Below are 21,467 nucleotides of genomic sequence, written 5' to 3' on the forward strand. Positions count from 1 at the left end.
AGCCGCTCCTACCGGGCACCCCTGCGCCGGCCTCAGCGGTGCACGCTGCCGATGCTGGACGCTGGATAACGCGCGCCGGCGGCGGCATCGGCCGGGAACACCGCGTCGATCCGCGCCAGGTCGCCGGCATCCAGCGCCACGTCCAGCGCGCCGAGATTTTCTTCCAGGTAGGCCAGCCGCTTGGTGCCGGGGATCGGCACCAGGTCCTCGCCCTGCGCCAGCACCCAGGCCAGCGCCAGCTGCCCGGCGCTGACGCCCTTGGCCGCGGCGAGCGCGCGCACCTGTTCCACCAGCGCCAGGTTGCGGGCGAAGTTGTCGCCCTGGAAGCGCGGCGAGTGGCGGCGGTAGTCGTCCGCGTCGAAATCCTCCGGCGTGCGGATCGCGCCGGTCAGGAAACCGCGGCCCAGCGGCGAATACGGCACGAAGCCGATGCCCAGTTCGCGCACCGTGGCCAGCACGCCGTTCTCCTCCGGCTCGCGTGACCACAGCGAGTACTCGGTCTGCAGCGCGGTGAGCGGATGCACCGCGTGCGCGCGGCGGATCGTCTCCGGCGCCGCCTCCGACAGGCCCAGGTAACGCACCTTGCCCTGCTCGACCAGCCGCGCCATCGCGCCGACCGTTTCCTCGATCGGCACGGCCGGGTCCACGCGGTGCTGGTAGTACAGGTCGATATGGTCCACGCCCAGCCGCGCCAGGCTGGCCTCGCAGGCGGCCTGCACGTATTCGGGCCGTCCATCGACGCCGCGCGCCTGCGGGTCGGACGGATCGAGGCGCACGCCGAACTTGGTGGCCAGGAACGCCTGCTCGCGGCGCCCGGCGATGGCGCGGCCGACCAGCCTCTCGTTGGTGTGCGGGCCGTACATGTCGGCCGTGTCGAGCAGGGTGACGCCGCGCTCCAGCGCGCGGTGGATCACCGCGATGGCCGCGGCATCGTCGCCGCGGCCGCCATAGAACGCGCTCATGCCCATGCAGCCGAGGCCGAGCGCTGAGACGGTGGGGCCGTTACGGCCGAGGATGCGGGTCTGCATGGCGGTGCTCCAGATCGGGGGAAGGCCACTGTAGAGGGCGGACTTGCGCCGATAAATCCGGATAATCTGCAACCTCAATGAAGCACGACTTCACAATCGAGCCGTCCTTGCTGCCGGCGCTGGCCGCCTTCGCCTGCGTCGCGCGCCATGCCAGCTTCAGCCGCGCGGCGATCGAACTGGGCATGTCGGCCTCGGCGGCCTCGCAGTCGGTACGCAGCCTGGAGCGGCGGCTGGGCGTGCGCCTGCTGCACCGGACCACGCGCCGGGTCGGCCTGACCGAACCGGGCGAGCGCCTGCTGCGCGAGGCCGCGCCGGCGCTGGCGCGCATCGGCGGCGCGCTGCAGGCGCTGGAGGAAAGCCGCGACGTCCCCGCCGGGCGCCTGCGCATCACCGCGCCGCGGATCGTGGTGGAACAGATGCTGCTGCCGCACCTGCCGGCCTTCTCCGCGCGCTTTGCGCATGTCGAGGTGGAACTGGCGGTGCAGGCGGCGCTGACCGACCTGGTGGCCGAGGGGTTCGATGCCGGCATCCGCCTGGGCGAATCGCTGGCCGACGGCATGGTCGCCGTGCCGCTGGGGCCGCCGCAACGCCTGGTGGTGGTCGGCGCGCCGGACTACCTGCGCCGGCAGGGCGCGCCGGAAACGCCCGAGGCGCTGGCCGCGCACGCCTGCATCCGCTATCGCCGCAGCGACGGCCGGCTGATGCCGTGGGAGTTCACCCGCGACGGCCACGATTTCAGCATCGAGGTCGGCGGCGGGCCGATCTTCAACGACAGCGGGCTCGGCCGGCGCATGGCCATCGCCGGCCAGGGGCTGGCGCAGGTGTTCGAGGCCGCCGCGGCCGACGACCTGGCCGCCGGCCGGCTGCTGCGCGTGCTCGACGCATGGCAGCCGCCGTTCCCGGGTTTCCACCTGTACTACCCGTCGCGCGCGCAGCTCGCGCCGAAGCTGCGGGTGTTCGTCGATTTCATGCGCGAGGCCAATGCCCCGCCCCGGTAGAGCGGAGTCTGCTGCGCTGGCGCTTTCTCCGGAATGCCTGTAGGAGCGCACTTCAGTGCGCGATGGGGCTTTCCCGGTAGAGCCCCATCGCGCACTGAAGTGCGCTCCTAAAGTGCGCGTTCCTTCGCGCCCGGGGCATTGCCCCACCGCCTTGCTGCTTTCATGCCCGCACGGCAAGCTGGCGCATCCCCACGCTTCGCGATCCACGGCACCGGCATGCGCCCCACCGAACGCCTGTTGAACCGGCTCTGGGCCCACGAGAAGGCCAGCTACGGACTGCGCGTGTCCATCGCGCTGTGCACGCTGATGGCGGTGTGCTGGTACCGCGGCGACCTGCAGCCGCTGCCCTCGCTGTTCCTGGGCACCATCGCCAGCGCCGTGGCCGAGACCGACGACAACGGCTGGGGCCGCAGCAAGTCGGTGCTGCTGTCGCTGCTGTGCTTCGTCGCCGCGGCCGCGGCGGTCATCCACCTGTTCGACTGGCCGCTGCCCTTCGTCGCGGCGCTGGCGCTGGCCGCCTTCGCCCTGACCCTGCTCGGTGCGCTGGGCGAGCGCTACGCCTCCATCGGCCAGGCCACGGTGACGCTGGCGATCTACACCATGATCGCCATGGACCAGCACCGCGGCGCCGGCACCGGTGCCGCCTGGCGTGACGTGGCGCAGATGCTGGCCGGCGCGGCCTGGTACGGCGCGCTGTCGATCCTGTGGACGGTGATGTTCGCCAACCGGCCGGTGCGCGAGCGGCTGGCGCGGCTGTTCGGCGAACTCGGGCGCTACCTGCAGCTCAAAGCCGACCTGTTCGAGCCGGTGCGCCATGGCGACCTGGAAGCGCGGCGGCTGGCCCTGGCCGAACAGAACGTGCGCGTGGTGCAGGCGCTCAACGCCGCCAAGACCGCGATCCTCAGCCGCTTCGGCCGTTCCGGGCGGCCCGGCGTGCAGTCCGGGCTGTACTTCCGCCTGTACTACATGGCGCAGGATTTCCACGAGCGCGCCAGTTCCTCGCACTATCCCTACGAGGCGCTGACCGAGGCCTTCTTCCACAGCGACGTGCTGTACCGCTGCCGCCGCCTGCTGTCGCTGCAGGGCGGCGCCTGCGTGGCGCTGGGCCAGGCCATCCGCCTGCGCCAGCCGTTCGACTACGGCGAGCGCAACCGCCAGGCCGGGCAGGACCTGGAGCACTCGCTGCAGTACCTGCGCGACCAGCGCAACCCGCGCTGGCAGCGGCTGCTCGGCTCGCTGCAGCTGCTGGCGACCAACCTGTCCAGCATCGCGCGGCAGCTGTCCGAGGCGTCGCTGGCCGACACGCCGCTGGAAGGCATCGACACCCGCCTGCGCGATTCCTCGCCGCACACCCTGCGCGAGATGGCCACGCGCCTGCGCCAGGCACTGACGCCCGGCTCGCTGCTGTTCCGCCACGGCGTGCGCATCGCGCTGGCGCTGATCGCCGGCTATGTCCTGCTCAAGCTGGTGCATCCGAGCAACGGCTACTGGATCCTGCTCACCATCGTGTTCGTATGCCGGCCGAACTTCGGCGCCACCCGGCTGCGGCTGGTGCAGCGCATCGGCGGCACGCTGGTCGGCCTGGGGGTGACCTGGGCGCTGATGCAGCTGTTCCCCGGCACCGCGTTGCAGCTGCTGCTGGCGCTGGCCGCCGCGCTGCTGTTCTTCGTCACCCGCACCGACCGCTACGTGATCGCCACCGCCGCGATCACGACCATGGCGCTGCTGTGCTTCAACCTGCTCGGCGACGGCTTCGTGCTGATCTGGCCGCGGCTGCTGGACACGCTGATCGGCTGCGCCATCGCCGCGGCCGCTTCGCTGCTGATCCTGCCCGACTGGCAGGGACGGCGCCTGCACCGGGTGATGGCGCAGGTGATCGCCACCAGCACCCGCTACCTGGACGAGGTGCTGGGCCAGTACCGCAGCGGCATGCGCGACGACCTGCCCTACCGCATCGCCCGCCGCGACATGCACAACGCCGACGTCGCGCTGTCGGTGGCGCTGTCCAACATGCTGCGCGAGCCGGGCTACGCGCGCGGCAACCTGGATGCGGGCTTCCGCTTCCTGGCCCTGTCCAACACCCTGCTCGGCTACCTGTCCGCGCTTGGCGCGCACCGCGCGCAGGCGGCGGTGAGCGACGATCCGCTGGTCGGCGGCGCGCAGCACTGCCTGCAGCAGGCGCTGGCCGGCCTGTCCACGGCGCTGGCGGAACGGCGGAGCGCGCCGGCGGCCGGGGAAGACGAGATCGCGCTGGCCGACGCGCTGGAACAGCTGCCCGAGGACATCGACGACAAGTCGCGGCTGGTGCGCACCCAGCTGGCGCTGATCCTGCGACTGCTGCCGCGCCTGCGCGTCGCCGCCGACGAGGCGGTGGGCGGGCCGGCGCAGGCCGCCGCGGCGCGTGCCGCCTAGCGTCGCGCCGACGCGCGCGGCAGCGCCAGCAGCGCCGCCACCGCCAGCGCGATGCCCACCACGCACACGCCGGTCCAGCCATGCCGGGTCCAGGCCAGCGTGCCCAGCGCCGAACCGGCCGCGCCGCCGATGAAGTAGCAGGTCATGTAGGCGGCGGTGATGCGGCTGCGCGCGCCTTCGTCCAGCCGGTAGATCGTGCTCTGGTTGTCGATGTGCACCGCCTGCACCGCCACGTCCAGCGCCAACACGCCCACCACCAGCGCGGCCAGCGAGACCGGCGCCAGCAGCAGCACCAGCCACGACAGCAGCAACAGCACCAGGCCGCCGACGGCCACCTGCCGGCCCCGGCCGCGGTCGCTCAACCGCCCGGCGCGGCTGGCCGCGAGCGCACCGGCGGCGCCGACCAGCCCGAACAGGCCGATCGTGGCGATGGAATAGCCGTAGGCCGGACCGGAAAGCAGGAACGCCAGCGGCGTCCAGAACACGCTGAAGCCGGCGAACAGCAGCGCGCCGAGCAGCGAGCGCCGGCGCAGCACCGGCTCGTCGCGCAGCAGCGCCAGCACCGAGGCGATCAGGCGCGGATACGACAGCGTGGTGCCGGGCCGGTAGGCCGGCAGCGCGCGCGCCAGCGCCACCGCCATGAGCAGCAGCGCCGCGCCGGCGACCCAGTACACGGTATGCCAGGAACCGATGCCGGCCAGAACGCCCGACGCGGTGCGCGCCAGCAGGATGCCCAGCAGCAGGCCGGCCATGATCGTGCCGACCACCCGGCCGCGCCGCGCCGGCGCCGCCAGCGTCGCCGCATGCGGGATGATCACCTGCGCGGCCACCGCGGCCAGTCCGCTCAGCGCCGTTCCGGCCAGCAGCTGCGCGAAATGGCCGGCGCTGGCGCTGATGACCAGCCCCGCCGCCGCCAGCACGAACAGCGCCACGATCAACCGGCGCCGCTCCAGGCGGTCGCCCAGCGGCACGATCAGCAGCAGGCCGGCGGCATAGGACAGCTGGGCCACGGTCACCACCCAGCCGACCTGGCTGGCGCCCAGGTCGAACGCATCGCCCAGCAGTTGCAGCAGCGGCTGGGCGTAGTAGTTGCTGGCCACGATCAGGCCGGCGGCGGCGGCCAGCAGGAACACCCGCGACTGGGCGAGGGCGCTGGAAGGAACGGAGTCGGAGGTCATCGCGGTGCCGTAGGGAAGGAACGGGCGCCAAGTCTGTGGGCGCGCCATGGATGACACAAATGTATTGTCATCATTCCTTCCATCTGCTTGAGTGATGGCATGTTCACCCTGCGCCAGCTGGAGTTCGTCGTCGCCGTGGCCGAGGAAGGCGGCTTCACCGCCGCCGCGGCGCGCTGCCACACCGTGCAGTCGGCCCTGAGCCACCAGGTGGCGCGGCTGGAGGAGGCCTTCGGCGCGCGCCTGTTCGAGCGCGGGCACCGGCAGGTGCGGCCCACCGCCGCCGGCGAGGTGTTCCTGCGCAATGCCCGGCTCACGCTGCAGGCCGCCGCCCGCCTGCAGGAGGAAATGGCGCTGGCGCTGGGCACGGTGCGCGGCCGCATCCGCATCGGCCAGATCACCGCGCTCAGCGTGGTCGACGTGCCCGCCCTGCTGGCCCGGTTCCGCGGCGCGCACCCGGCGGTGGACGTGCACCTGCGCGTGGGCATGAGCGAGGAGCTGCTGGCCGAACTGGCCGAAGGCCGGCTGGACGTGGCACTGGTCGGCGTCGGCCCGCAGGTGCCGCTGCCGGCGCAGCATCGCCTGCTCGACGAGGAAGGCCTGTCGCTGCTGCTGCCGCCCGGCCATGCGCTGGCGGCGATGCGGCGCGTGCCGCTGCAGGCGCTCGACGGCGTGCCGCTGGCGGCGCTGGTGCCCGGCGCCGGCGTGCGGCGGATGATGGACGACGCCCTGCTCGAACGCGGCGTCGCCCCGCAGCTCCAGTACGAGGTCAGCCATGGCGAACTGCTGCGGCAGCTGGTGGCCGCCGGGCTGGCGGTGGCGGCGCTCCCGGACAGCATGGCCGCGCGCATGCCGGGCGTCGACGTGCGCCCGCTGGCCGAGCCGTTCCGCTTCCGCACCTGCGTGGTGTGGCGCGCCGATCCCACCCCCGCCGCGCGCGCCCTGCTCGAGCTGCTGCCCGCCGCGGCGACGCACGGGGCGTCCGGCGAACCTGCTAAGGTGCGCCGCAAACCAAGGAACCCACGTGGCCGGCCATAACCAGTTCGCGCTGCTCGGACAGCGCCGCTTCCTGCCGTTCTTCGTCGTCCAGGCGCTGGGCGCCTTCAACGACAACGTGTACCGCCAGGCCATCATCGGCCTGCTGTTCTTCCTCGGCGTGAGCACGAAGGAGCGCAGCATCTACGCCATGCTCGCCCCGGCGATCTTCATCCTGCCCTACTTCCTGTTCTCGGCGCTGGCCGGCCAGTTCGCCGAAAAGCTCGAAAAACAGCGGCTGATCGTCGTCACCACCACCATGGAGATCGCGATCATGTCGCTGGCGGCGCTGGGCTTCCTGACCCAGAGCATGCCGGTGCTGCTGGTGGCGCTGTTCTGCACCGGGCTGCAGTCCACCCTGTTCGGGCCGGTGAAATACTCGGTGCTGCCGTCCATCCTCAAGCCGGAGGAACTGACCGGCGGCAACGGCCTGGTCGAGATGGGCACCTCCCTGTCCATCCTCGGCGGCATGATCGCCGGCGGCATGATCTTCACCCTGGCCGGCAGCCACGGCCCCGTCGTCGCGTCGGTGGCGGTGATCGCGCTGGCGCTGGCCGGCAACATCGCCGCGCGGCTGATCCCCAAGGTGGATGCCGGCGCGCCGGACCTGAGGATCAACTGGAACCCGCTGTCCGAGTCGCTGGCCGTGCTGCGCATGGCCAGGAAGCAGAAGGCGGTGCGCAACGCGGTGCTGGGCGTGTCCTGGTTCTGGTTCGTCGGCACCATCCTGACCTCGCAGCTGCCGACCTACGCCGAGATCAACCTGGGCGGCGGCTCGACCCTGTACCTCTTCGCGCTGGCGCTGTTCTCGGTGGGCACCGGCACCGGCTCGCTGCTGTGCGAGAAGCTGTCCGGACGCACCGTCGAGATCGGCCTGGTGCCGCTGGGCGCGTTCGGCATGAGCGCGTTCCTGTTCGACCTCTATTTCGCCCGCACCGGCGCGGTGGCCGCCAGCGGGCTGGACGTGGCCGGCTTCCTGCGCCAGCCCGGCAGCGTGCGCATCGTCGTCGACCTGCTCGGCATCGGCCTGTTCACCGGCCTGTTCGTGGTGCCGCTGTTCGCTCTGATCCAGAGCCGCACGCCGAAATCGGAGATGTCGCGCGTGTTCGCCGCGCTCAACATCCAGAACTCGGGCTTCATCGTGCTGGCGGCGATGGCCGGGCTGCTCACCCAGAGCGTGCTGGGCTGGAGCGTGCCGCAGCTGCTGCTGGCGCTGGCCATCGCCAACGTGCTGGTGGCCGCGTACATCTTCAGCATCGTGCCCGAGTTCCTGATGCGCTTCCTGAGCTGGGTGATGGTGCGCGCGCTGTACCGCCTGCGCCCGGCCGGCATCGAGCAGCACGTGCCCGACGAAGGCCCGGCGCTGATCGTCTGCAACCACGTCAGCTACATGGACGCGCTGATCCTGGCGGCGGTGGTACCGCGCCCGGTGCGCTTCGTCATGTACTACCGGATCTTCAACATCCCGGTGATGCGCTGGATCTTCCGCACCGCCAAGGCCATTCCCATCGCCAGCCCGAAGGAGGACGCCGAGCTGATGCAGCGCGCGTTCGACGCCATCGACGCCGCGCTGGCGGAAGGCGAGCTGGTATGCATCTTTCCCGAGGGCGCGTTGACCGGCGACGGCGCGATCGCCCCGTTCCGGTCCGGCGTGGAGAAGATCCTCGCCCGGCGGCCGGTGCCGGTGGTGCCGCTGGCGCTCAAGGGCATGTGGGCCAGCATGTGGAGCCGCCGCGACACCCGGCTGGGACGGATGCGGGTGCCGCGCCGCTTCCGCGCCCGCGTCGAGGTGGTCGCCGGGCCGGCGGTCGACGGCGCGGCGACCGACGCCGCCGCGCTGGAGGCCCGGGTAAGGGCGCTGCGCGGCGACGATGCCTGACCTGCTTTACCGCCTGCGGGACAAATCGCTACGCTAGCCACCCCAATGCGGCTGCAGGGAACGCGCGGCACCCGCCGATACCGAGGAAACATGGACATCCCACCGCCCCCTCCCGCCGTTCCGCCGCCGCAGCAGGTGCACCACTACTACCACCCGCAGAAGTCCGGCGGCGTGGCCGCCCTGCTGGAAGTGCTGCCGGGCCTGTTCCTGCAGACCTTCGGCATCGGCCACATGTACGCGGGCAACGTCGGCACCGGCCTGGTCATCATGTTCGGCTACTGGGCGCTGACCTTCGTCAATGTCCTGTTGTGCTTCGTCCTCATCGGCTTCGTCACCTGGCCGCTGTGCTGGGTCACGGCCATGATCGTCTCGTCGCTGACCGCGGCGAATGCCTGCAAGTCACGCTGATTTTTCAACTAAGGAGTTTCCAGTGAACACCAGCAGTCCCGTCGTTTCCAACAACCTCGTCTGGGCCATCCTGTCCACCGTGCTGTGCTGCCTGCCGCTGGGCATCGTGTCGATCATCCACGCCGCCAAGGTCAACGGCCTGCTGGCCGCCGGTGATGTCGCCGGCGCCCGCGAGGCCGCCGACAAGGCCAAGAAGTGGGCCATCTGGTCGGCGCTGGCCTGGGTGGTGATGGTCGTGCTGTACCTGATCTTCTTCTTCGTGCTCGGCATCGGCGGCGCGATGAGCGGCGGTTCGAGCTACTGAGGTCCGCGCAGGCCGGTCGCCCTGGCGGCCGGCCTGCTGCTTCGTTTCCATGAAGTTCCCGCAGCGACTGTTCCGTTATGCGCCCCTGGCTGCCATGGCCAGCGTGGGCCTGGGAGCGGTGGCGATACTGGGCCGCATCGACCCCAACCAGCCGGGCAATCCGCTTCCCCCCTGCCCCTTCTACGCGCTGACCGGCCTCTGGTGCCCCGGGTGCGGCAGTACCCGCTGCCTGCACGCCCTGGTCCATTTCGACCTGGCCCAGGCCATGGCGATGAATCCCCTGCTGGTGCTTTCGATGGCGCCCATGCTGGTGATGGCGCTGCATGGCGCCGGCCTGTTGCCGGCGCAGTTGCAGCCACTGGTCCGGCTGTTCGCGCGGCCGATGGCATGGATGGTCGCGATCGTGGCCTATTGGGTTGCCCGCAACCTGCCCTGGTATCCATTCAACTGGCTGGCGCCAGGCTGACGCCTCGGTGCGCGGCAACGCGCCAGGCATGGCGACGCCTGCCCGCATGGCGCACGTCGCCCGCACCCTGCCGCCGTACCTGTTCAATCGGCCGGCACCGGGATGAAAGCACTCCCTGGAGTACCGCTGCGACATGACATCCGGTGGGCGGAGTGGATCGCCCGGCCTGCCGTCACACTCCGCACGATCCACCACGGGATGACAGGGCGCGGTACCGGCGGCACCACGCATCCGGAACGCGCCGCTAACCCACCCAGCCGGCGATGATCAGCAGCGCCAGCAACGCCATCCACAGCAGCAGCATGCGCCAGACCATGCTCATCGCATCGCGCAGCTCGGGATGGCGCTCGGCATGCGGGACCAGGCCCGCCTCGCGCGCATCGGCCGCATCTTCGGCCAGTTCCATGCCCACGCCGGCGCGCGCGGCCTCGCCGAGGAACGCCAGGTCCAGCGCCCAGCGGTTGCCGCCGGCGCGGCGCCAGGCCGAGAACACCGTGTCGAAATTGCCGACCAGCGCCATCGACAGCGTCATCAGCTGCGCCACCGGCCATTCCAGCAGCGCCAGCGCCCAGGCGCCGCCCTCGCGGCTGGCAGCGGCCACCGCGTCCGCTTGCGGCCCCTGCACGGCCTGCGCCAGCAGGCGATACAGCACCACGCCCAGCGGTCCCAGCAGCAGGAACCAGAACAGCGGCGCGAACCAGCGCCGCAGGCCGTCGAGCAGGGTCGCATCGACCAGCATCGGCGCATCGGTGCGCAGGCTGCCGCCAGCGGCCTGCAACTGCGCGACCGCCGCATCGTGGCTGGCCGCGTCCTCGGCATCGATCACCGCCTCGACGTCGCGGTCCAGGTCGCGCGGACCCCAGCACAGCGCCAGCACCGCGATCCCGAACAGCAGTGCGGGCAGTCCATACAGGCGCCCGGCCAGCAGCCATTGCACGGCCGCGACCAGCAGCACCACCGGAGCGATCGCCAGCACCAGCCCGAAACGGCCGGTCGCCACCTCGCTCCCATGCGCCTGCAGCCAGCCCAGCCAGCGTCCGAACCAGCGCCAGTCGCGCAGGGCCGCCATCGGCGCGGGCGCCAGATGGCCAAGGACCAGCGCCGCGATCACCGCTACCAGGGTCGTGAACATGCGATTCCTCCGGGCCAGGATTGTAGGCCCCGCCATACCGGCGCAGGCGCGCACGCCCAGCCGGCGGCCCGCGCGCTCATGACCGCTGGCGCCGGTACCAGTCCTCGACCAGCGTGCGCGCGATCGAGATGCGCGCCGGCAGCAGGATGCCCTGGCCGTCGTCGTCCGCATCCCGCCGCAGCGCCGCGCCCACCTCGTCGGCATCGAACCAGCGCGCGTCCTCCAGTTCGCCGTCCACGCACGGCGCGTCGCCGTGCGCGGTGGCGCGGAAACCGACCATCAGCGCGCCCGGGAAGGGCCAGGGCTGGGTGCCCAGGTACTCGGCCTGGATCACCCGTACCCGGGTTTCCTCGAACACCTCGCGCACCACGGTCTGCTCGAAGGTCTCGCCCGGCTCGACGAAGCCGGCCAGCACCGACCAGCGCCGCGGCGCCCAGTTCGACTGGCGCCCCAGCAGCAGGCGGCCGTCGTGTTCGACCGCGACGATGACCGCCGGGTCCACGCGCGGGTAGTGCTCGGTGCCGCATTGCCCGCAGCGGCCGATGAAGCCGCCCCGCGCGAAGGCGACGGCGGCGCCGCAGACGCCGCAGAAACGGTTGCGCGAATGCCAGTACGACATGCCGCGCGCGTAACAGAACACGCCCGCCACCTCGGCCGGCCATTCGGCCGCGGCGCGGCGCAGGTCGAGCCGTCCCGGCGCCCGCGCGGTGACCATCGCCGCTTCCACCACGAACCAGGCGCGCTCCTGCTGCATGCCCAGGAAGATGGCCGCGCCCGGCCCTCCGCCAAGTTCGCGGCCGCTGGTCAGAAAGGGTTGGCCGGAAGCGTCGGCGAAGGCGGTGCCATCGGCGTCGAGCACCAGCACCCGGGCATCGGGCCACAGCCGCGCCAGCACCTCGGCGTCGTCGCGCAGCGCATCGGCGCGATCCAGCGCGGCGCCGGCGAAGGCATGTCCGGGCAGGGAAGAATCGGAAACAGGCATCGTCGGGAGCCTACCGGCAAACACCGGCGGCGAGAAGTTCCCGGGGGCGGCCGGGCCGCATCCACGGTGGTGGTGGATGGCGCGGAAGGATGCCGGCACGCCGGCGCCCGCTCAGACGGCGAAACTGCTGCCGCAGCCGCAGGTGGTGCGGGCGTTGGGGTTGCGGATCACGAACTGGGCGCCGGTCAGGCTCTCGGCGTAATCGACCTCGGCGCCCATGAGGTACTGCAGGCTCAGCGGATCGACCAGCAGGGTCACGCCGTCGGTCACCACCGCCAGGTCGTCCTCGGCGCGGTTCTCGTCGAACTCGAAGCCGTACTGGAAGCCCGAGCAGCCGCCGCCCTGGATGTAGACGCGCAGCGCCAGGGCATCGTTGCCCTCGTCGCGGATCAGCTCGCTCACCTTGGCCGCGGCGGCCGCGGTGAAGTTGAGCGGGCGATCGAGGGACTGGTAGTCGGGGGCGGCCGTTGCGCCGGGCAGGGAAACGAGCGTACTCATGCGCCCAGCATGGGGACGGCCGCGCGCCGATTCAAGCCTCCGCCGCTTCAGCCTTCTCCTGCATCGCCACCGCCTCGGGCGAGGGCAGCGCGGCCATCGCCGCCGCGTGCACCAGGCGGCCATTGAGCTGCGCGCCGGCGCCCATCTCCACCACCTGGTAGTGGACGTTGCCGTTGACCCGCGCGGTCGGCGTCAGCTCGATGCGCTCGCCGGCATGGACATCGCCGTCCATGCGCCCGCTGAGCACCACCACCGAGGCCCGCACCTCGCCTTCGATATGCCCCTGTTCGGCCAGGGTCAGCACCGCCTTGGCGCCCTCCTCGGCGATCACCCGGCCCTCGATGCGCCCCTCCACATAGAGGCCGCCGCTGAACACCACGTCGCCCCGGATCACCACCTGCGGCCCGATCAGCGCGTCCACCACCAGGTGGCTGTCGCGGCTGGATTTGTTCTTGAACATGCCTACTCCCCTCTGCCGTTGCCGGCGAGTTTCCAATCGAATGTCTGTGTCGCGCTCCCCCCGGGCCCGGCCAGCGAGACTCGCACACGCTGCGGGGTGAAATCCTTGGGCAGCATCACGCTGCCGTCCAGGCGCTGGAAATACCGGAACGAATACGCCTGCCCGGGCACCTCCCGGCGCTGGTGCAGTTCGTCCCAGGTCACCGTGGCCAGCTTGCCGTCCTTCACGCCTTCCACCGAGAAGCGCATCTGCCCCTGGCTGATCGCGCCGCGGTTCAGGTTCTGGGTCAGCACCACGCTGTAATGCCAGCTGCCGGCCGATTCGGCCGAGAACTCCACCGAGTGCGCACTGAGCCCCTTGCGCTGGCTGGTGGCGCCCACCAGCCGCTCGTAGAACGCCACGTCCGCGCGCAGGCCGGCGATCTCCTCGTCGCGTTCGGCCAGCGACGCCTGCACCTCGGTATTGGCGGCGCGGCTGATCCGGTCCGACGCTTCCAGCGTCGCCTGCCGCTGGCGCAGTTCCTCGATCTCCGCGCGTTGCGCGGCCACCTCGCGTTCGCCCTGACGCAGGCGCTCGCGCAGCCCGCCGGCGTCCGGCGAGGCGTAGCGGGCGGCCAGCCAGCCGACCAGCAGCAGCGACAGCAGCCAGGCGGCGGCGAGGAGGGCAAGCCACGTCCAGGCCGGCCGCTGCGACGCCCCCCGCAGGGTGATCTGGAAACGCGACGGGGATCGGTTGCTCATGGCGAGGCCGGTGCCGGGTCCTCCGCGGGCGGCACCTTCGCTCCGGTTGAAACGGTCCGGCAGTGTAAACGACTCCCGTCGCGGCCCGCCCGGATCTGGCAATCGCCCGGGGCATGGCCGATAGTTGCGATCCTGCTCACAGTTCCCGCGGGAGCCCGCGACCATGACCGAAGCCCACGTATTCGTCATCGGCATCCTGCTGGCCTGGCTGGCCGGCATCCGCGTGTACCTGACCGTGTTCGGCGTCGGCCTGGCCGGCGTGCTGGGCTGGGTCGACCTGCCGCCCGCGCTGCAGGCCACGCAGTCGTGGTGGGTGCTGGGCACCTCGGCCGCGCTGGCGGCCACCGAGTTCTTCGCCGACAAGATCCCGGGCGTGGATTCGATCTGGGACCTGTTGCAGACTCTGGCCCGGGTGCCCGCGGGCGCCTTCCTGGCGGCGGCGACGTTCTCCCAGAACGGCCAGCTCGGCACCGGCGCGCTCGCCGCCGGCGCCGGCGTGGCGCTGGCCAGCCATGGCCTGAAGGCCGGCACCCGCGCCCTGCTGAATACCTCCCCGGAGCCGGCCAGCAACTGGGCCGCCTCGGTGGCCGAGGACGGCGTGGTCATCGCCGGGCTCGCCCTGGCGCTGGCCCATCCCTGGCTGGCGCTGGTCTTCGTGCTGGGCGCGAGCCTGCTCGGCGCGCTGACGGTATGGCTGGTGTGGCGCGCGCTCTGGCGCGGGATGAAGCGCCTGTTCGCCGCCCCGCCGCGACCGGCCGACACCCCTGCCGCGGCCAGGGACCATTCGCTGCCGCCGGCGCCATGACCGCATAATCCACGGGTTACGGGGAGCACCGATGGCCAGCAACGACACACCCACCTCGTCCACCCGCCTGTCGCGCGCGGAGGTCCCGCCGGCGGACTACTGGCAGCGCTGGAGCGTGGAGAACGCGCCGCCGGCCGAAGCCGTGCGCGCGCACATCGCCCAGCCGGCCGCCGGCGCCACGGACGCGCCGGACGCGGGCCTGCCCGCCGCCGCCGAGGCGCCCTACCGGGTGCTGATCGTCGAGGACGACCGCTCGCAGGCGCTGTTCGCGCAGAGCGTGCTGCATGGCGCGGGCATGCAGGCCATCGTGCAGATGGACGCCGAGGGCGTGCAGCAGGCTATCGCCGAACACCGCCCCGACCTGATCCTGATGGACCTGCACATGCCCGGGCTGGACGGCATGCGCCTGACCGCGCTGATCCGCCAGAACCCGCAGCAGCAGTTGCTGCCGATCGTGTTCCTGACCGGCGACCCCGATCCCGAACGCCAGTTCGAGGTGCTCGACAGCGGCGCCGACGACTTCCTGACCAAGCCCATCCGCCCGCGCCACCTGGTCGCGGCGGTGGCCAACCGCATCCGCCGGTCGCGCCAGCAGTCGCAGGGCGCGGCGGCCGGCCCGGCGCTGAACAACCCGGAGACCGGCCTGCCGACGCGGCACAACCTGATGCTGCAGCTGGACGCGGCGCTGGCCGCGTCCGAGCGCGGCGGCCTGATGTTCATCGAGATCGCCAGCGCGCTGGGCCTGCGCGAGCGCTACGGCTACGCCGCCTTCGAACGCCTGATGATGCAGGCCGGCCGGCGCCTGGCCGAGGCCGGACGCCCGCATCTGCTGGCGCGGCTGAACGACAACAGCTTCCTGCTGCTGGCCCGCGGCCTGGACGAGGATGCGGTCGACGCCCTCGCCCGGTCCGTGCGCCAGGCGCTGTCCGCGCACCCGTTCCTGGTGCGCGAGGACGAATCGCTGCACCTGCGCTGCGCCATCGGCCATGCCCGCCTGTCGCAGGGGTTCGAGGACGCCGGCACCGCGCTGGAGGCAGTCGAGCGCACAGCGCTGCAGGCGCGCCTGCTCACCGATGGCGTGGCCGCCTTCCAGTGCGACAACGACGCCGCGGCGCAGGAACACCTCGCGTTGCTGGAAGGCCATATCGAACTGGCCTACCAGCCGATCGTCGCCGTCGCCGGCAGCGACACCGCGCAGTACCAGGTCCTGCTGCGCCTGCGCCGCAACGACGGCACCCTGCTCTCCGCCGGCCAGGTGATCCCGGCGGCAGAGGCGGCCGGGCGCATCGGCGACCTGGACCAGCAGGTGCTCGACCACGCGCTCGGCCTGCTGCACCGCTACCAGCACGCCGTGCCGCCGATGCGCCTGTTCGTATCGCAGTCGCTGCGCACCCTAGCCCGCGAGGCGTTCGCCGACTGGCTGCTCAAGGGAATCGCCGACCGGCAGATCGCCGGCAGCGCGCTGGTGATCGACGTGCGCCTGGCCGACGCGCTGGTGCATGCGGTGACGCTGCAGCAGTTCTGCGAAAAGCTGATGCCGGCCGGCGTGCAGTTCTGTCTCAGTCAGTTCGAACCCGGCGACGAAGCCAACGCCCTGCTGACCCAGCTGCCGCTGGGCTTCGTGCGCATGGCCGGGCGTTTCGCCGGCAGCCACGGCAGCCAGGCGCTGCGCGACGAGCTGCGCGGCGTGATCGATGCCGCGCACCGCGCCGGCCTGCAGATCATCGGCCAGCAGATCGAGGATCCGCAGGCCGCCGCCGCGATGTGGATGAGCGGCGTGGATTTCATCCAGGGCAACGTCGTGCAGTCGGTGGGCAGCGAACTGGATTTCGATTTCCAGAACGCGGTGCTCTGACATGCGTGCGGCGAACCGCTGGGCGATGGCCGCGGCGATGCTCGCGGTCGCCGCCGGCGCGGCGCCCTGGCTTCCGCCGCCGGCACCCGCGCAACCCGTCGCCACGGCCCTGGCGGGCCTGGCCTGCCTGTGCGGCCTGCTGGCGGCGCTGGCGGCGCGCGCCCTGGCCGATACGTCCGAGGCGTTCGCGCAACGCTCGCGCGACAACGAGCGCGAACTGCAGCGCCTGCGCCAGGAACAGCAGCGCCATGTCCAGCTGGAGCAGCAGATGCTGCAGGCCAAGCAGGACGCCGAGGCGGCGATGCTGGCCAAGGGCGAATTCCTGGCCACCATGAGCCACGAGATCCGCACCCCGCTCAACGGCATCATCCCGATGCTGGAAATGGTCGCGCAGGGCCCGCTGGCGGCGGAACAGCGCGAGATGCTCAACACCGCCAGCGAGAGCTCGCGCGCGCTGTTTCGCATCGTCGACGACATCCTCGACTACTCCAAGCTCGAAGCGCAGCGGCTGGAGCTGGAGATCACCACCTTCAACCTGCGCGAACTGCTCGATTCGCTGCTGCAGCTGATGCAGCGCTCGGCCCAGCACAAGGGACTAGACATCGCCCTGGTGCTGGACCCCGCCGTGCGCCTGGCGGTACGTGGCGATCCGGTGCGCCTGCGGCAGATCCTCAGCAACCTGGTGGTCAACGCGATCAAGTTCACCGAGCGCGGCGGCATCCAGGTGCACGTGCGGCGGCTGGGCGAGACCAACGCGCAGCACCTGCTGCGTTTCGAGGTCCGCGATACCGGCATCGGCATCGACGCCGTACAACAGGAACGCCTGTTCAGCGCCTTCACCCAGGCCGACGCCTCCACCACCCGCCTGTACGGCGGCACCGGGCTGGGGCTGGCCATCTGCAAGCGCATCATCGACCTGATGCACGGCAGGATCGGCCTGGACTCGGTACCCGGCCAGGGGTCGACGTTCTGGTTCGAGATCCCGCTGCTGAAGGTGATCGGCGACCTGCGCGCGCCGGCGCAAGGCACCCAGCCCCGCGTGCTGCTGGTCACCACCGACCCGCGTCTGCGGCAGCGCCTGGAGCTCGTGCTGCCGAACGGCGGGTTCGAGGTAAGAACCGTCGATACCGTGCAGGAAGCGCTCGACCGGCTGCGTGCCGGCGGCAGTCCGTCGCACTGGCATGCCGTGATCGGCGACCTGCAGTCGCTGCGCCTAGGCGCCCCGGCGCTGCAGCGTGCCGGCGGCGACCACCGGCTGGTCTGGCTGCATGGCGACGCGCCGCTGCCCGCCGAACTCCAGCAGGGCGCGACCGTGGTATCGCGGCAGGCATCGGAAGCGGAACTACGCGCGGCGCTGTCGGCCGCAACCCCGCCGGCGCCCACGACCGACCTCGCGCCGCACGCTGCGGGCGCGATCGCCGGCATGGCCGCGCCTTCCGGTGCGGCGGCGCAGGAGCACGGCGCGGGGCTGGTCGGCGCGCGGGTGCTGCTGGTCGAGGACAACCCGGTCAACCTGCTGGTCGCGCAGAAGCTGCTGGCCGTCATCGGCTGCGGGATCGACACCGCGATCAACGGCGAACTCGCGCTGGAGAAGCTGCACGCTGGGTCATACCAGGCGGTACTGATGGATTGCCAAATGCCGGTACTGGATGGCTATGCCGCCACCCGCCGCTGGCGCGAGCACGAAGCGGCCGCCGGCGCCGCGCGGTTGCCGATCATCGCCATGACCGCCAATGCCATGGCCGGCGACCGCCAGCGCTGCCTGGACGCGGGCATGGACGACTACCTGTCCAAGCCCATCTCGCGCGAAGGCCTGCAGGCCTGCCTGCTGCGCTGGTGCAAGCCGGTGGCCCACGCCGGCAGCGCGCCTGTGCCGCCGGCGCCTTCCGCGGTCGAGGAGGCCCCGGCATCGGCCACGCAGTCCACCGCCCTGCCCGTGCTCGACCGCGAGGTGCTGGACGAACTGCGCGAGATCGCCGGCCCCGAGACCGCCACCATCATCGACGTATTCCTCGACGACACCACCCCGCTCGTGCGCCAGCTGCAGGAAGCCGCGGTCGTGCCCGACCTGGACCAGCTGCGCGAACTGGCGCACAGCCTCAAATCGGCCAGCGCCAATGTCGGCGCCCTCGCCCTGTCGGCGGCGGCGCGCCGCGTCGAGCTTGCCGCGCGCGCCGGCAAGCTCGAGCGCCCGGCGGTGATGGTCGCCCTGATCATCGCCGAGTTCGCCCGCGCGCGGCTGGCGTTGATCGGCTACCAGTCGGACATGCGCGGCGAACAGGCGATGCGGGCCTGAGCGGCGGCCTCGTGCCTTCGGTGGCGCGGAGATTCTCCGCGGACGCAGGTGATGTGCGTCAGATCCACGCGGCGCATGGGAGCGGCCAGACGGCGGCTACGGCCTGGATAGTGGCGGGCCGCCATTGCGGCGGCCATTTCGAACCGCCTATCCGATGTGGCCATGAACCGCTCGCGGCGCCGCATGCAGGCGCCGGAGCGTGGCGGACTCAGTCGTCCAGCTTGGTCAGCAGGTAGTTCGGCTCGCCGATGCGTTCGATCAGGTCGAGCTGCGTTTCCAGCCAGTCGATGTGCTCTTCCTCGGAATCGAGGATCTTCACGAACAGCTCGCGGCTGACGTAGTCGCCAATGCTCTCCGCGTAGGCCACCGCCTCGCGCAGCACCGTCACCGCCGAGGTCTCCAGCGCCAGGTCGCAGCGCAGGATCTCGATCGGGCTCTCGCCGATGCGCAGCTTGCCCAGCGCCTGGAAGTTCGGCAGGCCCTCGAGGAACAGGATGCGGTCGGACAAGGCGTCCGCATGCTTCATCTCGTCGATGGATTCCTTGTACTCGTGCTCGGCCAGTTCCTTCAGGCCCCAGTTCTTCAGCATCTTGGCGTGCAGGAAGTACTGGTTGATCGCGGTCAGCTCGTTGTAGAGCACCTTGTTGAGGAATTCGATGACCTTGGCGTCGCCTTTCATGTGGATGCTCCTGCACGCGTTGAACGCGCGCACTTTACCGTCACGCGCAGCAGGATGAAGGAACGCGAATCGTACGCATTGATCCATGCATGCCTGCGCCGCGCTGCGTTCTCGGCAGAAGACGGATGATCGTTGCGACACCCTGCGATGCCTGCGGCATCGTCATCGCGGGAGAGAGGCAAACGAGCGTGGGACGACACATGAAGCCGCGACGGAAGATCGCGTGCGGGACGTGCGCCAACTTCAGGGCATTACGGAAGTGCGTGCGCCGGAACGCGAAGAAGCTCAGGCGACCTTCGCCAGTCCCAGCATGGGCAGCGGCAGGTCGCGCATGGCACGCGCCTTGGTCAGGAGTTCGCCCGCCATCTCCAGGCAGGAGCCGCAGCTGGAACCGCAGCCGGTACGCATCGTCAGCTCAGCCACCGAACTGACGCCGTTGTCGGCGGCTTCGCGGATCTGGTGATCGGTGACACCGTTGCAGATGCAGACGTACACGGGGCGTTTGGCAGGGCAGGCCGGAGCGGCCGGAAACCATTCCAACGGAAACGAGAACGATTGTCAATCAAAAGGATGAATCGTTCTCGATCAGTCCGCCGTCAGGCCGTCGGCCCCTCGCCCTGCACCTTCTTCGGCCAGTAGCCGCGCTTGCGTGGGCGCTTACGCGGACGGTCATGGCCCGCCGCGTGACCCGGCATCCAGGCTTCCTGCGCGCTCTTGGGCATGGCCGTGACACCCTGGCCGGCGATCCCGCGCGCCAGCGGCGCAAGGTGCCGCAGGGCCCGTGCATAGACGCCGCGCTTGAACATGACCACGTGTTCGACCGGGTACCAGAAATCCACCCATCGCCAATGGTCGAACTCGGGCGCCTCGGTATGGTCCAGGCACACATGCGCCTCGTCGCCGGTCAGCCGCAACAGGAACCACACCTGCTTCTGGCCGATGCAGATCTGCTTCTCGGTACGGCGGATGGCGCGGCTGGGCAGCCGATAGCGAAGCCAGCCCGGGGTCGCCCCCAGCACTTCGACGTGTTCAGGCAGCAGGCCGGTTTCTTCCTGCAACTCGCGATACATGGCCTCGACAGGCGTCTCGTCGGAATTCATGCCGCCCTGCGGAAACTGCCAGCCATCCCGGCGCACGCGTCGTGCCCAGAACACCTGCCCGTCTTCCCGCATCAGCACGATGCCGACGTTCGGTCGATAGCCGTCCGGATCGATCACGATGCGGACTCCTAAAGTTCTACTGGTCCGGACTCTGCCATGGCCGCCGCAATGCCACAAGCGCGGAAAAAAATAGTTGACAGAAACACCAGGGATACCCAGAATTGCGGGCTCCCTGAGGCTATGTAGCTCAGCCGGTTAGAGCACAGCACTCATAATGCTGGGGTCGGTGGTTCGAGTCCACCCATAGCCACCAAGGGATACGGAGCCCGGCTCCCGACAACCACAGCCCCGTCGCCAAGCGGTAAGGCATCTGACTCTGACTCAGACATTCGGAGGTTCGAATCCTTCCGGGGCTGCCAGACACCAAAGGACCAGATCGAAAGATCTGGTCCTTTTTTTGATGAAGCACACCGCTACCCGGGGAATATGGCCTCCATCGCCGAGGCGTGCGATAATCCACCCCTGCCTAGCCCCGTCGCCAAGCGGTAAGGCACCTGACTCTGACTCAGGCATTCGGAGGTTCGAATCCTTCCGGGGCTGCCAAACACGAAAGGCCTGATCAAAAGATCAGGCCTTTCTTTTTGTTCCCGCCTCCATGGCGCGGCCGGGCAAGCCATCGAAATGCCTCCGGCGACGAGCAGATCTTCCTGGCGACATCCGGCACACGAAACACCGACCCTGGAACGACAAAAGCCCGGCCGAAGCCGGGCTTTTGTTCTCCCAGCGGACTCCCGAAAGAGTCCACGCCAGGCGCGATGGATCAGCGCTTGGAGAACTGGGTGGCGCGGCGGGCCTTGTGCAGGCCGACCTTCTTGCGCTCGACTTCGCGGGCGTCGCGGGTCATGAAGCCGGCCTTGCGCAGCTCGGACTTCAGGCCTTCGTCGTACTCGACCAGGGCGCGGGCGATGCCCAGGCGGATCGCACCGGCCTGGCCGGTGGTGCCGCCGCCGGTGGCGGTGACGATGACGTCGAAGCTTTCGGTGTTCTTGGTCAGCTCGAGCGGCTGGCGCACGATCATGCGCGCGGTCTCACGGCCGAAGAACTCGTCCAGCGGACGGCCGTTGACGGTGATGTTGCCCGAACCCTTGCGCAGGAACACGCGGGCGGTGGAGGACTTGCGGCGGCCAGTGCCGTAGTTTTGCGTGATAGCCATGA

General features: G+C 70.6%; 21 protein-coding genes and 3 tRNA genes. 13 read left to right on the forward strand and 11 right to left on the reverse strand.

The features are described from left to right. Window positions 1-32: 32 nt before the first annotated feature. Window positions 33-1,028, reverse strand: coding sequence for an aldo/keto reductase (locus CQ393_RS00370; RefSeq protein WP_153189646.1), 996 nt, complete (start codon window positions 1,026-1,028; stop codon window positions 33-35). A 77-nt stretch (window positions 1,029-1,105) separates the two neighbouring features. Between CQ393_RS00370 and CQ393_RS00375 the strand changes: the two genes are divergently transcribed. Continuing rightward, the gene (locus tag CQ393_RS00375) at window positions 1,106-2,026 is read left to right on the forward strand and encodes a LysR family transcriptional regulator (protein WP_153189647.1); all 921 of its coding nucleotides are present in this window, start codon (window positions 1,106-1,108) and stop codon (window positions 2,024-2,026) included. Window positions 2,027-2,242: 216 nt separating this feature from the next. Next, entirely contained in the window at window positions 2,243-4,438 is a 2,196-nt protein-coding gene (gene yccS, locus CQ393_RS00380) for a YccS family putative transporter (RefSeq protein WP_153189648.1), read from the forward strand. On the opposite strand, the gene CQ393_RS00385 is transcribed toward yccS, so the two are convergent. Next, window positions 4,435-5,616, reverse strand: a complete 1,182-nt coding sequence (locus CQ393_RS00385; RefSeq protein ID WP_153189649.1) for an MFS transporter — start codon at window positions 5,614-5,616, stop codon at window positions 4,435-4,437. The two genes, yccS and CQ393_RS00385, sit on opposite strands and share 4 nt — an antisense overlap. Before the next feature lie 99 nt (window positions 5,617-5,715). Here CQ393_RS00385 and CQ393_RS00390 point away from each other — a divergent pair, with 99 nt between their 5' ends. From CQ393_RS00390 to CQ393_RS00410, 5 genes are all read left to right on the forward strand, one after another. Then, on the forward strand, window positions 5,716-6,651 hold the full coding sequence (locus CQ393_RS00390) for a LysR family transcriptional regulator (protein WP_153189650.1): 936 nt from the start codon (window positions 5,716-5,718) through the stop codon (window positions 6,649-6,651). Beyond that, entirely contained in the window at window positions 6,638-8,527 is a 1,890-nt protein-coding gene (locus CQ393_RS00395) for an MFS transporter (protein ID WP_343199422.1), read from the forward strand. Before CQ393_RS00390 ends, CQ393_RS00395 begins: the two co-directional genes overlap by 14 nt. A 90-nt stretch (window positions 8,528-8,617) precedes the next feature. Next, the gene (locus CQ393_RS00400; protein ID WP_153189651.1) at window positions 8,618-8,935 is read left to right on the forward strand and encodes a hypothetical protein; all 318 of its coding nucleotides are present in this window, start codon (window positions 8,618-8,620) and stop codon (window positions 8,933-8,935) included. Window positions 8,936-8,957: 22 nt separating this feature from the next. Then, the gene (locus CQ393_RS00405) at window positions 8,958-9,239 is read left to right on the forward strand and encodes a CD225/dispanin family protein (protein WP_343199423.1); all 282 of its coding nucleotides are present in this window, start codon (window positions 8,958-8,960) and stop codon (window positions 9,237-9,239) included. 49 nt (window positions 9,240-9,288) lie between these two features. Continuing rightward, window positions 9,289-9,705, forward strand: coding sequence for a DUF2752 domain-containing protein (locus CQ393_RS00410; protein ID WP_153189653.1), 417 nt, complete (start codon window positions 9,289-9,291; stop codon window positions 9,703-9,705). 244 nt (window positions 9,706-9,949) lie between these two features. Here the strand turns inward: CQ393_RS00410 and ampE are convergent, their stop codons facing one another. The 5 genes from ampE to CQ393_RS00435 form a co-directional block, all read right to left on the reverse strand. Beyond that, on the reverse strand, window positions 9,950-10,837 hold the full coding sequence (gene ampE, locus CQ393_RS00415) for a regulatory signaling modulator protein AmpE (RefSeq protein ID WP_153189654.1): 888 nt from the start codon (window positions 10,835-10,837) through the stop codon (window positions 9,950-9,952). A 76-nt stretch (window positions 10,838-10,913) separates the two neighbouring features. After that, on the reverse strand, window positions 10,914-11,819 hold the full coding sequence (gene nudC, locus CQ393_RS00420; RefSeq protein WP_153189655.1) for an NAD(+) diphosphatase: 906 nt from the start codon (window positions 11,817-11,819) through the stop codon (window positions 10,914-10,916). A gap of 111 nt (window positions 11,820-11,930) precedes the next feature. Beyond that, window positions 11,931-12,317, reverse strand: coding sequence for an iron-sulfur cluster insertion protein ErpA (gene erpA, locus CQ393_RS00425; RefSeq protein WP_153189656.1), 387 nt, complete (start codon window positions 12,315-12,317; stop codon window positions 11,931-11,933). 31 nt (window positions 12,318-12,348) lie between these two features. Next, a complete protein-coding gene (locus CQ393_RS00430; protein ID WP_153189657.1) occupies window positions 12,349-12,777 on the reverse strand; it encodes a polymer-forming cytoskeletal protein in 429 nt (142 codons plus the stop codon). Between the two features lie 2 nt (window positions 12,778-12,779). After that, window positions 12,780-13,517, reverse strand: a complete 738-nt coding sequence (locus CQ393_RS00435; protein WP_153189658.1) for a DUF6776 family protein — start codon at window positions 13,515-13,517, stop codon at window positions 12,780-12,782. Window positions 13,518-13,680: 163 nt separating this feature from the next. Between CQ393_RS00435 and CQ393_RS00440 the strand changes: the two genes are divergently transcribed. Genes CQ393_RS00440 through CQ393_RS00450 form a run of 3 tightly spaced genes read left to right on the forward strand, consistent with a single transcriptional unit; the run spans window position 13,681 to window position 18,473 of the window. Further along, window positions 13,681-14,322 (forward strand): DUF4126 domain-containing protein, encoded by a 642-nt coding sequence (locus CQ393_RS00440; RefSeq protein WP_153189659.1) that lies wholly within the window; start codon window positions 13,681-13,683, stop codon window positions 14,320-14,322. 31 nt (window positions 14,323-14,353) lie between these two features. After that, the gene (locus CQ393_RS00445; RefSeq protein ID WP_153189660.1) at window positions 14,354-16,177 is read left to right on the forward strand and encodes an EAL domain-containing response regulator; all 1,824 of its coding nucleotides are present in this window, start codon (window positions 14,354-14,356) and stop codon (window positions 16,175-16,177) included. A 1-nt stretch (window position 16,178) separates the two neighbouring features. Beyond that, window positions 16,179-18,473 (forward strand): hybrid sensor histidine kinase/response regulator, encoded by a 2,295-nt coding sequence (locus CQ393_RS00450; protein ID WP_228114204.1) that lies wholly within the window; start codon window positions 16,179-16,181, stop codon window positions 18,471-18,473. 208 nt (window positions 18,474-18,681) lie between these two features. Here CQ393_RS00450 and bfr read toward each other — a convergent pair whose 3' ends face one another. The 3 genes from bfr to CQ393_RS00465 all read right to left on the reverse strand — a co-directional run bounded on the left by bfr (window position 18,682) and on the right by CQ393_RS00465 (window position 20,369). After that, the gene (gene bfr, locus CQ393_RS00455) at window positions 18,682-19,152 is read right to left on the reverse strand and encodes a bacterioferritin (RefSeq protein WP_153189661.1); all 471 of its coding nucleotides are present in this window, start codon (window positions 19,150-19,152) and stop codon (window positions 18,682-18,684) included. Between the two features lie 285 nt (window positions 19,153-19,437). Further along, window positions 19,438-19,647, reverse strand: coding sequence for a bacterioferritin-associated ferredoxin (locus CQ393_RS00460; protein ID WP_343199424.1), 210 nt, complete (start codon window positions 19,645-19,647; stop codon window positions 19,438-19,440). Between the two features lie 101 nt (window positions 19,648-19,748). Further along, the gene (locus tag CQ393_RS00465; RefSeq protein ID WP_343199426.1) at window positions 19,749-20,369 is read right to left on the reverse strand and encodes an RNA pyrophosphohydrolase; all 621 of its coding nucleotides are present in this window, start codon (window positions 20,367-20,369) and stop codon (window positions 19,749-19,751) included. A gap of 119 nt (window positions 20,370-20,488) precedes the next feature. Here CQ393_RS00465 and CQ393_RS00470 point away from each other — a divergent pair. The 3 genes from CQ393_RS00470 to CQ393_RS00480 all read left to right on the forward strand — a co-directional run bounded on the left by CQ393_RS00470 (window position 20,489) and on the right by CQ393_RS00480 (window position 20,855). Further along, window positions 20,489-20,565: transfer RNA gene (locus CQ393_RS00470), tRNA-Met, on the forward strand. 31 nt (window positions 20,566-20,596) lie between these two features. Then, window positions 20,597-20,671, forward strand: a tRNA-Gln gene (locus tag CQ393_RS00475). 109 nt (window positions 20,672-20,780) lie between these two features. Continuing rightward, window positions 20,781-20,855: transfer RNA gene (locus tag CQ393_RS00480), tRNA-Gln, on the forward strand. A gap of 217 nt (window positions 20,856-21,072) precedes the next feature. Here CQ393_RS00480 and rpsI read toward each other — a convergent pair. Then, entirely contained in the window at window positions 21,073-21,465 is a 393-nt protein-coding gene (gene rpsI / locus CQ393_RS00485; RefSeq protein WP_054667799.1) for a 30S ribosomal protein S9, read from the reverse strand. Window positions 21,466-21,467: the final 2 nt, after the last annotated feature.

This window comes from Stenotrophomonas sp. MYb238 (assembly GCF_009496535.1).
Taxonomy (GTDB): Bacteria; Pseudomonadota; Gammaproteobacteria; order Xanthomonadales; family Xanthomonadaceae; genus Stenotrophomonas.

Excerpts from the sequence above, each read along its gene's own strand:
- CQ393_RS00370 (WP_153189646.1), bottom strand. The coding sequence starts at position 1,028 with ATGCAGACCCGCATCCTCGGCCGTAACGGCCCCACCGTCTCAGCGCTC.
- CQ393_RS00375 (WP_153189647.1), top strand. The coding sequence starts at position 1,106 with ATGAAGCACGACTTCACAATCGAGCCGTCCTTGCTGCCGGCGCTGGCC.
- yccS (WP_153189648.1), top strand. The coding sequence starts at position 2,243 with ATGCGCCCCACCGAACGCCTGTTGAACCGGCTCTGGGCCCACGAGAAG.
- CQ393_RS00385 (WP_153189649.1), bottom strand. The coding sequence starts at position 5,616 with ATGACCTCCGACTCCGTTCCTTCCAGCGCCCTCGCCCAGTCGCGGGTG.
- CQ393_RS00390 (WP_153189650.1), top strand. The coding sequence starts at position 5,716 with ATGTTCACCCTGCGCCAGCTGGAGTTCGTCGTCGCCGTGGCCGAGGAA.
- CQ393_RS00400 (WP_153189651.1), top strand. The coding sequence starts at position 8,618 with ATGGACATCCCACCGCCCCCTCCCGCCGTTCCGCCGCCGCAGCAGGTG.
- CQ393_RS00410 (WP_153189653.1), top strand. The coding sequence starts at position 9,289 with ATGAAGTTCCCGCAGCGACTGTTCCGTTATGCGCCCCTGGCTGCCATG.
- ampE (WP_153189654.1), bottom strand. The coding sequence starts at position 10,837 with ATGTTCACGACCCTGGTAGCGGTGATCGCGGCGCTGGTCCTTGGCCAT.
- nudC (WP_153189655.1), bottom strand. The coding sequence starts at position 11,819 with ATGCCTGTTTCCGATTCTTCCCTGCCCGGACATGCCTTCGCCGGCGCC.
- erpA (WP_153189656.1), bottom strand. The coding sequence starts at position 12,317 with ATGAGTACGCTCGTTTCCCTGCCCGGCGCAACGGCCGCCCCCGACTAC.
- CQ393_RS00430 (WP_153189657.1), bottom strand. The coding sequence starts at position 12,777 with ATGTTCAAGAACAAATCCAGCCGCGACAGCCACCTGGTGGTGGACGCG.
- CQ393_RS00435 (WP_153189658.1), bottom strand. The coding sequence starts at position 13,517 with ATGAGCAACCGATCCCCGTCGCGTTTCCAGATCACCCTGCGGGGGGCG.
- CQ393_RS00440 (WP_153189659.1), top strand. The coding sequence starts at position 13,681 with ATGACCGAAGCCCACGTATTCGTCATCGGCATCCTGCTGGCCTGGCTG.
- CQ393_RS00445 (WP_153189660.1), top strand. The coding sequence starts at position 14,354 with ATGGCCAGCAACGACACACCCACCTCGTCCACCCGCCTGTCGCGCGCG.
- CQ393_RS00450 (WP_228114204.1), top strand. The coding sequence starts at position 16,179 with ATGCGTGCGGCGAACCGCTGGGCGATGGCCGCGGCGATGCTCGCGGTC.
- bfr (WP_153189661.1), bottom strand. The coding sequence starts at position 19,152 with ATGAAAGGCGACGCCAAGGTCATCGAATTCCTCAACAAGGTGCTCTAC.
- rpsI (WP_054667799.1), bottom strand. The coding sequence starts at position 21,465 with ATGGCTATCACGCAAAACTACGGCACTGGCCGCCGCAAGTCCTCCACC.